This is a genomic window from Microcoleus sp. S13C4, from assembly GCF_036700865.1.
Classification (GTDB): domain Bacteria; phylum Cyanobacteriota; class Cyanobacteriia; order Cyanobacteriales; family Microcoleaceae; genus Microcoleus.
In genome coordinates, this window is record NZ_JAUBPS010000022.1 from 33,477 (window position 1) to 47,892 (window position 14,416).

Sequence of the window (14,416 nt, forward strand, 5' to 3'; positions counted from 1 at the left end):
TTTTTAGTCGATTATACTGTACCTCATAATATCCGGAAGTGCTGTAAATCTCCGATTGAAGCGGGTTGCTTTGATTGTTAGTAATTAGTTAACTGTGATTTTATAATTTTATGATACAAACCTTAATTGAGCCGTTGCAGTACCGATTCATGCAGCGATCGCTCATAATTGCCATTCTCGTCGGCATCGTCTGCGCGATCGTCGGCAGCTACCTAATGGTACAGCGGCTGGCCTTGCTCGGAGACGCCATCAGCCACTCGGTTTTGCCCGGATTGGCGATCGCATTTATCCTCGGAGCAAACATCTTTCTCGGCGCGTTCATTGCCGGAGTTTTGAGTACAGTAATCATAGCTTGGATCAAAGCTCGATCGACAATTAAAGAAGACGCCGCAATGGGCATCGTATTTTCCGCATTCTTCGCCCTCGGCATCACCCTAATTACGATCGTCCAAAAAGACCACAAAATCGACCTCAGCCACTTTCTTTTCGGCAACATCCTGGGCGTTACGGTCGAAGATGCGATCGACACAGCCGTCATAGTCGCCGTAGTCTTATTAGTTGTAGTATTGTTTTACAAAGAACTGCTATTTTACACGTTCGATCCATTAGGAGCGCAAGCAACAGGTTTGCCAGTAAACCTGCTCAACTTCGGACTGATGGTACTCATCGCGCTCACAATAGTTGCCAGCCTTAAAGCCGTTGGCGTAGTGCTAGTCTTGTCCCTATTAATTACACCTGCAAGTACCGCCTATCTCCTAGTCACTCGCCTGCACCAAGTAATGATTTTAGGCGCAATAATCGGAGTTATTTCCAGCATTAGCGGAATGTATCTCAGCTACTTCTATAACTTGCCATCCGGCCCCGCAATAGTTTTAGTTGCCTGGGGATTCTTTGTGCTATCATTGCTGTTCAGTCCCACTCAAGGAATCCTCACCCAGCCCCGCACACACTCCGGTCAAATTCCTCCAATATGGCGGGAATTAAAAAATTTAACTAAAGGCCCATAACAATTAACTTTGTGGTAACGCTTCAGCGCCGCCCCTCTCATTGTTAATCAGGATCTTCCTTAATCCCCGTGGATGTGCGGTTCAAAAAAGCCTCTTCAATTAATACCCGTAACTGCGAATCGTCGGCTGCATCCAGATTTGGTAAAAATGGTTTTTTTTTAGGAGTGCGAGAAAGCAAAAATCGGAGGCTGTCGAATTGCCTGATCGCACCTGCGAACTATTCGTCCCAAAAGACAGTACAATAACAAAAGTTAAAATTTCACCCAAACAGACCTAATCAGTTAAAAAACATGACAGTCAAAGTAGGAGACACCGCACCCGATTTTACCTTACCCTCTCAAACTGGCACATCAGTCAGCCTCAAAGATTTTAAAGGTAAAAAAAACGTCATAGTCTACTTTTACCCCAAAGACGACACACCCGGATGCACAACCCAAGCTTGCGCTTTTCGAGATAGTTACGAAGTTTTCAAAGACGCAGGTGCAGAAGTAATTGGGATTAGCGATGATTCGCAGCAGTCTCACGAGAAATTCGCCACCAAATATCAGTTACCTTTTACACTGTTGAGTGATACGGGGAATAAAGTTCGGCAATTGTACGGCGTTCCAGCTACCCTGTGGATTATGCCCGGTCGAGTAACTTATGTCATTGACAAAGAAGGCGTTGTCAAGCATATTTTTGATTCAATGTTAGACTTCAAAGCACACGTTGCAGAAGCACTCAAAACTTTAGAAGCCATCAAAGGTTAGAGGGATTTACTTAAATATATTGTTGGTAGTGAGGACGAAAGTCCTCCTTGTCTAAAAAACAAGAAAAAACTAAATTCCTGACTGCGAACTAAGGGTTTTTAGTAAGGAAGAAAGTTCTGAGACTAGAGATTTTCCCCTACCCACTTTTTAAAATCTTGAGTAGCGCGGGTTCGGCCAGCAACTTGACTCTGCTGAGTGTACTCATTCACCAGTTGAACAATCTAGATATTGGGGAAAGTGGGACTCACATCAGACTCAATATATTGTTCGGCTTGCAATACGTTGATTTGTAGTGTAGCCCTCGCCGTGCGTATCGCTAAAGTTCCGGCACTCCTAGAATTTGATAATTATCCAACTGCGTGCGAGAGGTGAGATCAATTTCTATAGCTAAGTCTGGGGGCGGATCAACACTCATATCGAGGCGATTTTTACCGATAACGGCTGCTTGATTTTGAATGTAAAAACAGGTATCCGGTTCGACAGCCTGACTCATGCTTTCATTTTTCAACGTTGTCGAACCCCATGACTCAAATGCTATTTGTCGTGTTTCTAACAAAATTTTTACTATGTCGCCAATAATTTCCTTGGCTTTTTCATGTTCTGGCAAAGGAACCATAATTTCTAACCGTCCGTTACTATAGGAAAGTCGGGAAGCACGACGTTCTCCTAATTCCGCCAAAATACTTTCAAATTGTTGCCAGTTAACATCCTCAACCAGTAATTGCTGACCCGGTTGAATCTTCAATTGTCTTAACTCCAATAGCATAATTTTTCATCCATTTTCTTTAAGAAATATCAGCAAAGTGCTTACTCCGAATCATTAGAGTTCTTGCATAAATCTGTGATGGATAAGTCAACCGCAGATAGAAGGCAGATAAACACAGATAGACGCAGATGATTTCAAGAAGAGTGAATGCAATACAAGTCTATTGTCTAAAAAACAAATAAAAAACTAAAGTCCTTACTAAAAACTCGTGGTTTGTAGTAAGGACTTTAGTCCTTTTTTGCTAACGGCTTGCAGCCATTAACAATGAGCACTCAGCAATTATCTAGCTTTTTGCAACACTCGATTTTTCCGATGTAGCGCTTTCGGCAGTTTTGCCATTTTTGCTATTACCGTTACCGTTGCTGTGGCGGGGTTGGATAACTCCATAGCCACCGTGACTCTTGCGTTCGTAGAGTACGTTAATTTCGTCGGTTTCCGCGTTACGGAACATATAGAAATCGTGATCGATAATCTGCAATTGTTCCAAAGCTTGTTGCACCGTCATTGGAGGCATGGCAAAATACTTAGTCCGCACCACCTCAGCAGGAAGTTCGGGAGTTCGATCGCCAATCAGATCTGCTACTACAGGATGTTCCTCAACTACCGTAACCGTTTTGGCACTACTCTGGGTCTTGTTGTCGTGGCGTTTTTCCTTAAATTTTCGCAGTTGACGAGCTATCTTGTCGGCAACCAAATCGATGCTAGCATACAGGCTTTCCGTGCTTTCTTCAGCCCGAATCACGCTGCCGTTAGCATAAATTGTCACCTCAGCAGTCTGCTTAGGATTGATCCTGGGGTTACGAGCCACCGATAGATGTATGTCCACTTCTGTAGTCAAAGTTTGAAAATGGCTAACTGCCTTTTCAACCTTTTGATTGACGTACTCGCGAATCGCATCGGTGATTTCTATATTCTTACCCTGGATAACAAGCTTCATAGAGCTCCCTCCCTTCTGTAACGTGGGTATATTTTACACAGTAGCACTATGTATTCTGGAAAACACTTATCTTCCAAATCTTTTATTATATGTTGACAATTCTTGATTTAAGCTGCGCCAATATTCCGTAAATACACTCTTGATTTTTTTCATGATTTCTCCTCTCATCCCTCAACAGTTAAATGCACAACCCTGCTTACTCCTCGATTGGGGACAAGTGCCCTACTCCCAAGCTTGGGAAGTCCAGCAAAAACTCGTGCAAGAACGCCGGGTAAATCCAGATTTGCCCGATGTCCTGATTTTGCTGGAACATCCGCCGGTTTACACTTTGGGAATGGGAGCAAAGTTGGAATTTCTGAAATTTGACCCGGGCCAAACTCAGCCGGAACTGCACCGAGTTGAGCGGGGCGGCGAGGTGACTTACCACTGTCCGGGCCAATTGGTGGGCTATCCGATTTTAAATTTGCGGCGTCACCAACAAGATTTGCACTGGTATTTGCGGCAGTTAGAGGAAGTGCTGTTGGGGGTGCTGGAAGTTTTGGGGTTGAAGGGTTCGCGGGTTCCCGGTATGACTGGGGTTTGGGTGGATGGGTGCAAGGTAGGTGCGATCGGCATTAAAGTCAGCCGCTGGATTACGATGCACGGTTTTGCTTTAAATGTTTGTCCGGATCTTGCAGGCTTTGGGCAAATTGTACCTTGCGGGATTCCTGATCGACCTGTTGGCAGTTTGGAGCAGTTTATTCCGGGAATTGAGGTCGATCGAGTGCGATCGCTCGTTATCGCTGAGTTTGCTCGCGTTTTTGCAGTGGAAATTGTGCGATCGGAACTAATACCAATCTAAAAAAGCTTCCCGTAAGGACACAGCATTGCTCGCAGTATATCGTCAATGTGCTGTAAGTTCTACAAACTTTTGGCGTCCTTATGGGATACTTTTTCCTCAAAAAAGACACAGATTAGTAAGAAAGGATACGGGTATGACAAACTTTATAGAAAGATTTAATAATACCCTGAGACAAAGAATATCTCGTAGCGTCAGAAAAACTGTTTAATTCTCTAAAACACTATCCAATCACATGGGATCTATAGCAAGTCTATTTGAGTCATGAATGTAGAACAACCTGAAACGCTTGTGATGATTGAATCGATTGTTTACAAATCAAATGGTTTTGCTATATATTCTAATAATTTCTAATAATTTCTTATGCTAGCGCACCTTGAATCTTCCTTTTAGTAGAGATTATCGAACAGTTTGAAGTATTCTTTTTCCTCCCGGAATATCGCTGTCAACAACATAAAAATCTTGCGGATAAATCCAGTGGGTGCCCAGGGGGCCGTGAATTTGAATGCCGGTCATAACGGCATAGGTAAAAATAGAGCGATCCAGGGTATCTAAAAGATGTTCGACATCCTCAGAAATAATTCGAGATGCCAATTTTGTAATTTCTATTAAATCGGGTTTATCTCCATAGGTAATGGTTGAAAGAATTTTTTGCCGAATAATTGTTTGTTCAATATCCTGCATATCCATTTCTAGCTTCAGGTGCCCCGCTGCCAACTCTTCAACAATCGCTTCTAATGCTCCACAGGCATGGGAAGCTTTTTGAATACCATCTCGATAAACCATGCCAATATCGCCATGTCTAGAAATAGCGATGTGGGGCATGGCATAAAAGGTAAAACGACGAATGCCATCAACTATAGGGGTATGGTCTGTCGCAGAAGCTAACCCAGTTTTGCCCATCATTACAAATCCAGCTAAACTGCAACAATTAAAGGTTTTCCCCCAGTATCGAATTACTTCGGCGAATAGAGGTTCGGCGATTTCATCCCGACAAATTGCTATCATTCCCATCGTATTTTCATCACAAAAACCGTAGGTACTCAAGCTTTGGAACGTCTTTCTCATGTACTTGCTCATGGGTAATGCCCCTGGAAAGTGAGTAGAGAGCATTTGATGAAAAGCTGGAAACACATTAGGATCATAACCATTTAGTGTTTGGGGGATAGTTTCGCCAAGCTGATTGATAGGATTCTGGGTCATCTTTTCGCTGCTCTTAATTAACTGGTGAGATCCTTCACTTTAAACTATTGAGGCAGGGTTTGGAGTATGCGACTACTAGAAATATTCCCTCCCAAGGAATCGCATCAACGAATTATAGCAATCCGATCTGAGTCTCACAACACAACTTCCTCTTGTCTTCCTAGACTTCTTGTATAGCAAGACTTTCAGATTTTAGAAATCTAGAAAATCACTTAGGATTGCTATATGCAGGACTACCGATTTTTGGGAAGATTCCTAGGTGATCAATTAGACCTGCTACTCAGCCCCGATCATCTAAGTTTTCTACTCTCATCTCCGATACTTTTTGCATGGGCTGCTGAATGTTGAACAGAGTGTGACGCTTCGATCGCAATTTTACCCTATTTTTGCGCGATGATTGGCTGATGCACGCGATCGCCATTCACGCATTTTGTGGCTCGAACTTGTGACTGCCAGGTCATTAACTCGGTTCATGGCGATCGCCATTTTCACGAACTTAGGTTTAACTGTTGATTTAAAAAATTCACCATCTCCACCACACAAGGATTTAGGGCAAATAAAAATGCTCTCGGCTACTTTGCCGAGAGCATTTTTGAGTAGTTAAACTGCGTTTTGAGCTCAGTTTGAGCTCAGTCATAGACTAAAGCATAGACAAAAATCCCTTAAACCCAAAGCCGATGGTGGGATTTGAACCCACGACCGTTCGATTACGAATCGAATACTCTACCCCTGAGCTACATCGGCACAGACAATTTTGAATTGTAGCACAACCTAAGCTGAAAAAGCAAGGAGTTGTAGAATTTAATTCACAACTCCAAAACTCCTAGCTCACCAACAGTTAAACGGTCACTTCCGTGTCAGTTGAGCCGCCTCTGGCCCCGGAATAAACTAAACCCCGCTGCATATCAAGCGTCAGCATCGTTCCGTCCCGAATTACCCGCGTGGCATTCTTCACGCCCACCATCACCGGCACGCCCAACCGCAAACCGATAATCGCGGCGTGAGAAGTCAAACTGTCCTCCTCCGTCACCACACCGGCTGCTTTCCGAATCATCTCCACAAAAGCGACGCTGGTGTGTTCCACTACCAAAATGTCTCCTGCGTGGAAATTCGCCACATCCGCAGCAGTGCGAGCAACCCTGGCCATGCCGCTCACCGATCCCAAACCGACACCGGTGCCTTTGCCTAAAACCGCTGTCACTACCTCAACTTTGATCAAATCCGTTGATCCGGCAACCCCTTGCAGAGTACCGGCGGTCATCACCACTAAATCTCCGTCGCACACTAACTCTTTTTCCTGGGCGACAGTCATCGCAGATTGAAATGTCTGGCCGGTTGAGGGCAAATCCAACACCAGCAAGGGTTTGACTCCCCATACTAATTGCAGTTGTCGGGCTACGTCTACGTGAGGAGTAACTGCCAAAATTGGAGTTTTCGGTCGGAATTTCGAGACATTTCGGGCTGTAGCGCCGGTTTTAGTCAGCGTCATGATCGCCGCCGCGTTCAACTGTTCGGAGATTTGGCTGACTGCTTGGCTGATGCCGTTGGGGATCGATCGACCAATATCTTCTACATTCCTAATATTCCGTTTAATTCCTTCCCTCTCCATCCGCACCGCAATTCTCGCCATCGTCGCCACCGCTTCGACGGGGAACTTGCCGACAGCAGTTTCATTCGAGAGCATCACCGCATCAGTTCCGTCAAGAATCGCGTTGGCCACGTCGGAAATCTCGGCGCGGGTGGGACGGGGATTGTTGACCATGCTGTCGAGCATCTGGGTAGCGGTAATTACCGGAATACCAAGGCGGTTGGAGGTAGCAATCAGCCGCTTTTGCAAAATCGGCACATCTTCGGCGGGCAGTTCCACTCCCAAATCGCCACGGGCGACCATCACGCCGTTGCAAAGGGTGAGAATTTCCTCCATTTGTTCGATCGCCTCGTGCTTTTCGATCTTTGCAATCACCGGTACTTGCTTGCCCGCACTGGCAATTAGCTCTTTGATTTCGAGCATATCCTGGGGATTGCGTACAAAGCTCAGGGCCACCCAATCGACACCTTGGTCGAGCCCGAACATTAAATCTTTGCGGTCTTTATCAGTCAGCGCCTTAATCGACAGGTAAACTCCCGGAAAATTCACGCCTTTGTTGTTAGAAAGCGGCCCGCCGACGACGACGCGGCAGTACAATTCCCGCGAAGTGCGGTCTACTTTTTCGACGCGCATTTCCACTTTCCCGTCGTCGAGCAGAATCACTGCTCCCTCTGGAACTTCGTCTGCTAGGGGATCGTAGGTGACTGAAGAAATGAGCTGGGTGCCGGGAACCTGGCGGCTGGTGAGAATGAAAGGATCGCCGTTTTTGACAACTATAGAGCCTGTCTCAAAGCGCCCTAAACGAATTTTCGGGCCTTGGAGGTCTTGGAGGATGGCGACCGGCTGGTTGAGTTCAAAGGACGTTTGCCGGATTAAGCGAATGCTGCGCTGGTGGTCTTCTTCTGTTCCGTGGGAAAAGTTGAGTCGCAAAGTTGTGGCACCGGCTTCTATGAGCTGACGCAGCACTTGTGGGTCCGAAGTTGCTGGGCCAATGGTGGCGACGATTTTAGTCCGGCGTAGGGCTTTTGGCAATTGCATCAGCGGTGTTCTGGGGAGGCAGGTGGATTTCTTGTTTAAATTTCGGCTAACGTTTCATCTTTGCACTACAAGCAATGACGCTAGTCTCAACTCTTAAAAATTTTGATAGTCGTCAAAAAAGCAGGTATTGAACAATATATAGAATATCTGACTTTTTACCCATCGGTAATTTTTTCTTCGGGAGCGCTCTTTTTTGCAAATTTTTCCGCTCTCAGGCTTGACATAAATACAGACATACCCATTTATTTTATGTAGTCTGCTCAGCCCTTTTGGCTAATCTAGGACTGGTATCCTTGTACAACAGCAATACTTTCCTGTTTGTGCAGAGGCTAGTTTCTGGCGATCGAACTCAGTTCTTTCATAAAACTTTACTATTGTCTGGCTTGTATCTTATACTACGCAAGTGTGAAATATTAAGGAGTCTTAACAAAGATGTCGGAGGCAGGACGGCCGCTGACAGTGCCGAAAGAGTTTCTGAGTCCTCCCGGTGACTTTAATCCGACACTGCTGCTGTTTTTGAGTGCAGTAGTGATTCTCGTGATTTCTAACTTGGGTTTCTGGTGTTGGGGATGGCCGCAGTGGTGCTGTTTTTCGCTGAACGTGTTGGCTTTGCACATGGCTGGAACTGTGATTCACGATGCGTCTCATAATGCGGCCCATCGCGATCGTACAATTAACGCTATTTTGGGACACGGTAGCGCGCTGATGTTGGGTTTTGCTTTTCCGGTGTTTACACGGGTACATATGCAGCATCACGCTCACGTTAACGATCCAGATAACGATCCCGACCATTATGTTTCTACGGGCGGGCCTCTGTGGTTGATTGCTGCAAGGTTTTTTTACCACGAGATTTTCTTTTTTAAGCGCAAACTGTGGCGGAAATACGAACTATTGGAATGGTTTTTTAGCCGTTTGTTTGTGATCGGGGTGGTTTATATCGCCATTCAGTACGACCATTTAGGTTACGTGCTGAATTTTTGGTTTTCTCCTGCTTTAGTAGTGGGATTAGCCTTGGGGTTATTTTTTGATTATTTGCCGCACCGTCCATTTCACGATCGCGATCGTTGGAAAAATGCCAGAGTATATCCTAGTCCTATTCTAAATATCTTGATTTTGGGGCAGAATTATCATCTGATTCATCACTTGTGGCCTTCTATTCCTTGGTACAATTACAAGCCTGCTTACGAAGCTGTCAAGCCGCTGTTGGATGAGAAAGGTTCTCCTCAAAGTTTGGGAATATTGGAAGGGAAAAAGGACTTTTGGAATTTTATATATGACATTTTTTTAGGGATTAGGCTGCATCACAAGAAAGCGTCTGATTGACAAAAAACCCGGTTTCTTTGAGAAGCCGGGTTTTTTTTATAATAAAAGCTTTTAACCATATATCCGCAGGGCAGGTTTTGTACTGTGTCAAATCCCGTAAAAAAACCCACCTGTAATGGTGAGTTAACTTTTCAATCAAGCCTAAAGTGAATCTATTATTTTTCCCCAGCCCCCGCAACCGCTAAATTCCAATCCGGCCGCAAATTTTGAGCTCCCCGCAAATAAGGATGATAAATTTCAACGTGTGCGGGCCAATTAACGTGAATTAAAAACCGGATGCAGCGTTGCAAAGAACCCTCAACGTGCATTTGCTGTACGTCCAACAAAGGAACATTACACCAGTGGGGACGTTCGCGGGCGATCGCCGCCGGAAACACAGCATCTAAATCACGAGTTGCAGAAAACGTAGCACTAATAATTAATTCGGGATTTATATCATTTTTTGCTTCTAATTCATCTAACAATTCTCTCACCGCTTCTCGAATTGCTGCGACCGAATTATCACTAGCAGTAGTTGCCCCACGAATCGCGCGCACTTGCCACTCCACGCCAATTTCCTCCATTTTTTGTTAGTTGTCATCAGTCATTAGTCATTAGTCAGTAGTTATTAGTCACTAATAAGTAGTTATACTAAATTAGGCTTAAATACTCAGTTTATTTTTTAGTCCGCTAGGAGTGGACTTGGTTTGTGTAGTTTGACCTCAAACTCGTAGGCGAAGCCAGCGCGAAGCGCTTATGACGGGCGATGCGCCACATTTGAGTTTGAGGTCAACAGATTTCAATCGCCCAATCATCCAGGGAGTAACTAATGACTACTGACTCCTGACCAATGACTAATTTATTTAATCACGGGCGATACATCCACAGCGGCAAACCGCTAGTAGAAAGCTCGAATTCCAGAACATTATTGTAAGCTGAAAGCCCGGATATATCCAGACTACTCCCCAAGACGCGATTTAGGAAAGGTTTTTGTTTTTCTAGGGTGCAAGACTCGGTTTTTTCAGGGTCGAGGCCTGCGAGTTCGGCTGCAAGGCGACGAGCGTCCTCTTCTGTTCCCAGTCGATCGACCAAACCCAATTCTAAGGCTTGCTGACCGGTAAAAACCCGACCGTCGGCAAAACTTTTCACTTTCTCAACAGCCAATGAACGGGCTTCCGCAACCGTTTCCACGAATTGCTGGTAGCTGGTGTCGATCAAGTCTTGCAGAATTTGCTGTTCAGGATCGGTCAATTCGCGATCGAATGCCAAGATATCTTTATACGGCCCCGATTTAATCACCTGAAAAGAAACGCCTACTTTTTCTAACAGCCGTTCTAGATTGTTGCCCCGGATAATCACGCCAATGCTGCCGGTAATTGTACCGGGATTAGCAACTATATGCTCGGCTCCCATGCCGATGTAAACTCCGCCAGAAGCTGAAATATTGCCGAAACTGGCGACAATTTTGACTTTTTCGCGCAAACGCTTGAGCGCGCTGTAAATTTCCTGGGAATCGCCGACAGTGCCGCCGGGGCTGTCTATCCGCAGCAGCAAGGCGGGAAATTTGCGTTCTTCAACGGTTTTGAGAGCTTCTAGGACTCGTTTACGGGTTTCTCCGGCAATGGCTCCGGTGATTTCGATACGGGCTATTTGTTTGCGGTAGCGGGGCTTGAATGGCCAAATCATGGGCAGTGTACAGGCAATGTTACGGATTTTTGTAGCTAACTTCTTATAGTGTGCCTTATTCATAGGGGTAGATGTTGTGCCTGTGTTCGCAACAGACCGAAGAGCCCGTTCCAGATTGTTTGCAACAGGCAAGATGCCTGTTCCACCTTGATTTTGTGCAACAGGCATCTTGCCTATTCCTAATGGCCGATCAAGATTTGTGCGATCGCATTTAACTCAACACCAATATATAATTGTAAAAATTGCTTAACAAAACTACATCATCCCCACGAGAATCAATCTCATCAATTATTTGGAGTCTCCGCCATGCAGCTAAAGCTTACCGATTCAAAACTGCCTTTTGCCCCGCTGTTGCTAATTGCGCCGTTTTTCCTGTGGGGAACCGCGATGGTAGCCATGAAGGGGGTGATGCCGCACACAACGCCACTGTTTGTGGCATTTGTGCGTTTAGTACCTGCGGGCGTGTTGGTGCTGCTGGCGGCGGCATTCATGGGAAAACCGCAGCCGCAGGGTTGGAAAGCTTGGCTGTGGATTTCCCTGTTTGCTTTGGTTGACGCTACTTTGTTTCAAGGCTTTTTAGCTGAAGGTTTGGCGAGAACCGGTGCGGGTTTGGGTTCGGTGATGATTGATTCTCAACCGCTAGCAGTGGCGATTTTGTGTTTGTGGCTGTTTCAAGAAAAAATTGGTTTTTGGGGCTGGTTGGGATTAGTTATTGGCGTTGCGGGCATCAGTTTGATCGGGTTGCCCGATGGCTGGATTTTGGGGCTTTTTCATCCTGAAAACAGGGAGGTTTCTGGGGGTATCGAACAGTTGTTTCAGGGTGGAGAATGGTTGATGCTGTTGGCTGCTTTGTCGATGGCTGTGGGTACGGTTTTGGTGCGCTGGGTTTGCCGTTATGTTGACCCGGTGGTGGCGACTGGTTGGCACATGATTTTGGGTGGTTTGCCACTGTTGGCAATTTCGGCTGTAACTGAGTCCGAACAGTTTGTGAATATTGATTTTTCCGGCTGGATGGCGTTAGCTTATTCTACTGTGTTCGGAAGTGCGATCGCCTACGGTTTATTCTTTTATTTTGCTTCGAGTGGAAGTCTAACCAGTTTAAGTTCTCTTACCTTTCTTACGCCTGTTTTTGCTTTGCTATTCGGCAATTTGTTTTTGGGCGAAGTGCTCAATCCGCTACAATCGATGGGAGTCGGGCTGACTTTGGTGAGTATTTATTTGATTAACCAGCGGGATACTTTGGGTGAGAAATTGCGAAAAGTGCGGCACGGCGAAGCGAGTGCAGAAGTTGAAGCAACAGGATTGTTAGAGTCGTCTGAGTTGAATTCTGTAGAATTACCCGTGCAGTTGCGGGTTAGCGAATTGGAATCAGAAGTTTAGCAGGTGGAAAAGTTTAGGCAAAATTGCCTAAATTTACCACTCGTCTTCTAAAGGAATAACAATTTTCTTGCTTTCAATCTCTACTACAAAACTTGTCAAACTGGGATTGTGTTGGTAACAAGCCATCAAATCCTTATGCTTGCGATATTGTTGGGAAATTTCCCGATAATATTCAGGCTTTTTGGCGTCAATTGTAAAATTATGTTTCTTGACAAGCTCCTTATTTAAGGTTTCTAAACACTTTTTGAATTTAGACTTCTTGTTGTCTTTATAATACAGTGGCAGCAACCAACACTCAATAGAGTGTACTGATATAGCCCAAATGATTCGCTGTTGACATTGACTGTAGAAATCTTCGCCAATTTCCTCTTTAAACTTTTCGATAACTTTTTCAATCAACTCTTTAGGAGTGAATTCGCCATTTTCATGTCGCTGTGGGATATCATAACCATGCTCTTCTGAAACATCAGTATCTATTTGGATAATTATATAGTCATTAAATTGAAACGCTTCTTGAAAATCTTTTAAACGGCAATAAGCAAAAACTTGACTCCAACTACCATAACCTTTAAATTTGTTTTCATCTTTTTTATCTCTTTCGGGTTGAAGCGGTCTAATATCTAGATCGGGATTCTTGAAATATCCTGCTAGAATATTTTCAATCACAATCTGGTCAGTCAATCCCTCACTAATTAATCCAAAACTAATCATATTAAAAATTCTTAGGAAGTCCGCCGATATAGCCCCTCAAAAAAGCCTCGGATAATTTTACAGGTTCCTGTCCTTCGAGAGGTTCAGGTTTGAGAATGCGTCTAGCTTTAGTATGCCCTAATTGGTTGCGGTAGATCACAAACAGCCGCTGTTCATCATCATCTAAATCCAAACCGTCCAAAACTGCCGGGTTGTGGGTTGTGAATATAACTTGTTTGTCGTGTTTTTTTGCTAAGTCGACTAATTCTTGCATTAATCTGCGACACAATCTGGGGTTGAGAGAAGCATCAATGTTATCTATTGCAAAAAATTTAGGAGTGAGAGCGCTAATAAATAAAGTGAAGTAAAAAAGCAAAAATAAAAAGCCTTCATTAGAGCTTCTTTGGTCAAAGTAAGTTAAATCAGGAGATAAGTACCTATCTTTAATTTGGAGAAAATTGTGAAGATGTGATAAATTTAGAGTAGCTTCAAAATCTTGAAACCAATCTATCAATTGCAGCTTTTTTTTGATTTCATTAACCTGCTCTTGGTTATCATCGGAAGTTAAAAATTTTAATAGTTTAAACAAACCTTCTCCATTAATCCCTAATGGTTGAATTTGACCTTCTTTTTCAAAAGTTCGTAAAGCTTGGTTTTCAGGAGAAAAAATTATAAATTCATTAAGGTTAATAATTCTAATAAATGATTGTGAATCTTTGAGAATTTTTGAAAATTCTTGTTCAGAAGATTCGGTTTGGTCTAATAAAATAGCTCTTATTTTTTCTGCTCCACCGTATTTTTGAATAACAATATTAATAGCATTTTTTATAGAGGTTTCACTATCACCCAAAAAGTTTTTACTAACCCACTGAGAATAGGGAGAATTATCATTTTGCAAAATACAACTAAATGGTTGTCCCTCATTCCCTCTTAACTCAATTTTGATATCTTTAACCAAGTTTTCCATTTCAAAAGCCGATCGCATAAATTGAGGTTCTGTAACTCTGATGCCCCTAGATGCTAAAAACTCGTTATCCAGCTTGTCATCAGCCGCAGCAGAAGCAAGGGCGATCGCCTCTAGAATATTGCTCTTGCCACAGCCATTTTCACCGATCAATACGGTAACTCGTCCTAACTCTAGTTTCAGCTTTTGAATGGACTTATAATTTTCGATTCTGACTTCTCCAATCATAATTCAATCCCATATAATCTTAGTGTAGTCATTGTATCTC

At 44.0% G+C, this 14,416-nt stretch carries 13 protein-coding genes, 1 tRNA gene and 1 pseudogene; 6 read left to right on the top strand and 9 right to left on the bottom strand.

The features are described 5' to 3' along the window. The first annotated feature begins 110 nt into the window (after window positions 1-110). Both QT996_RS11810 and QT996_RS11815 read left to right on the top strand, forming a co-directional pair. A complete protein-coding gene (locus QT996_RS11810) occupies window positions 111-1,007 on the top strand; it encodes a metal ABC transporter permease (RefSeq protein WP_333046736.1) in 897 nt (298 codons plus the stop codon). 290 nt (window positions 1,008-1,297) lie between these two features. Then, window positions 1,298-1,756, top strand: coding sequence for a peroxiredoxin (locus tag QT996_RS11815; RefSeq protein WP_333046737.1), 459 nt, complete (start codon window positions 1,298-1,300; stop codon window positions 1,754-1,756). Window positions 1,757-2,072: 316 nt separating this feature from the next. On the opposite strand, the gene QT996_RS11820 is transcribed toward QT996_RS11815, so the two are convergent. Continuing rightward, complete coding sequence (locus QT996_RS11820) at window positions 2,073-2,522, bottom strand: Uma2 family endonuclease (protein WP_333046738.1); 450 nt, start codon at window positions 2,520-2,522, stop codon at window positions 2,073-2,075. Between the two features lie 283 nt (window positions 2,523-2,805). After that, on the bottom strand, window positions 2,806-3,459 hold the full coding sequence (gene hpf / locus QT996_RS11825; RefSeq protein ID WP_333046739.1) for a ribosome hibernation-promoting factor, HPF/YfiA family: 654 nt from the start codon (window positions 3,457-3,459) through the stop codon (window positions 2,806-2,808). A gap of 151 nt (window positions 3,460-3,610) precedes the next feature. Here hpf and lipB point away from each other — a divergent pair, with 151 nt between their 5' ends. Beyond that, window positions 3,611-4,300: a lipoyl(octanoyl) transferase LipB gene (gene lipB, locus QT996_RS11830; RefSeq protein WP_333046740.1), complete on the top strand. Its 690-nt coding sequence runs from the start codon at window positions 3,611-3,613 to the stop codon at window positions 4,298-4,300. A gap of 22 nt (window positions 4,301-4,322) precedes the next feature. Further along, window positions 4,323-4,505: pseudogene (locus tag QT996_RS11835) on the top strand (IS1 family transposase); the annotation flags it as partial. Window positions 4,506-4,696: 191 nt separating this feature from the next. On the opposite strand, the gene QT996_RS11840 reads toward QT996_RS11835, so the two are convergent. The 3 genes from QT996_RS11840 to pyk all read right to left on the bottom strand — a co-directional run bounded on the left by QT996_RS11840 (window position 4,697) and on the right by pyk (window position 8,126). Beyond that, window positions 4,697-5,500, bottom strand: a complete 804-nt coding sequence (locus QT996_RS11840; RefSeq protein WP_333046741.1) for a hypothetical protein — start codon at window positions 5,498-5,500, stop codon at window positions 4,697-4,699. 672 nt (window positions 5,501-6,172) lie between these two features. Continuing rightward, window positions 6,173-6,244: transfer RNA gene (locus tag QT996_RS11845), tRNA-Thr, on the bottom strand. A gap of 94 nt (window positions 6,245-6,338) precedes the next feature. Further along, complete coding sequence (pyk, locus tag QT996_RS11850; protein ID WP_333046742.1) at window positions 6,339-8,126, bottom strand: pyruvate kinase; 1,788 nt, start codon at window positions 8,124-8,126, stop codon at window positions 6,339-6,341. Window positions 8,127-8,558: 432 nt separating this feature from the next. Here pyk and crtR point away from each other — a divergent pair, with 432 nt between their 5' ends. Then, window positions 8,559-9,449, top strand: coding sequence for a beta-carotene hydroxylase (gene crtR, locus QT996_RS11855; protein WP_333046743.1), 891 nt, complete (start codon window positions 8,559-8,561; stop codon window positions 9,447-9,449). Window positions 9,450-9,604: 155 nt separating this feature from the next. Here crtR and aroH read toward each other — a convergent pair whose 3' ends face one another. After that, window positions 9,605-10,012, bottom strand: coding sequence for a chorismate mutase (aroH, locus tag QT996_RS11860; RefSeq protein ID WP_333046744.1), 408 nt, complete (start codon window positions 10,010-10,012; stop codon window positions 9,605-9,607). A gap of 283 nt (window positions 10,013-10,295) precedes the next feature. Beyond that, complete coding sequence (sppA, locus tag QT996_RS11865; RefSeq protein WP_333046745.1) at window positions 10,296-11,114, bottom strand: signal peptide peptidase SppA; 819 nt, start codon at window positions 11,112-11,114, stop codon at window positions 10,296-10,298. Between the two features lie 306 nt (window positions 11,115-11,420). Here sppA and QT996_RS11870 point away from each other — a divergent pair, with 306 nt between their 5' ends. Continuing rightward, window positions 11,421-12,494: a DMT family transporter gene (locus QT996_RS11870; protein ID WP_333046746.1), complete on the top strand. Its 1,074-nt coding sequence runs from the start codon at window positions 11,421-11,423 to the stop codon at window positions 12,492-12,494. A 33-nt stretch (window positions 12,495-12,527) separates the two neighbouring features. Here the strand turns inward: QT996_RS11870 and QT996_RS11875 are convergent, their stop codons facing one another. Then, on the bottom strand, window positions 12,528-13,205 hold the full coding sequence (locus QT996_RS11875; protein WP_333046747.1) for a phage tail protein: 678 nt from the start codon (window positions 13,203-13,205) through the stop codon (window positions 12,528-12,530). Between the two features lies 1 nt (window position 13,206). Next, window positions 13,207-14,376, bottom strand: a complete 1,170-nt coding sequence (locus QT996_RS11880) for an AAA family ATPase (RefSeq protein WP_333046748.1) — start codon at window positions 14,374-14,376, stop codon at window positions 13,207-13,209. Between the last annotated feature and the right edge of the window lie 40 nt (window positions 14,377-14,416).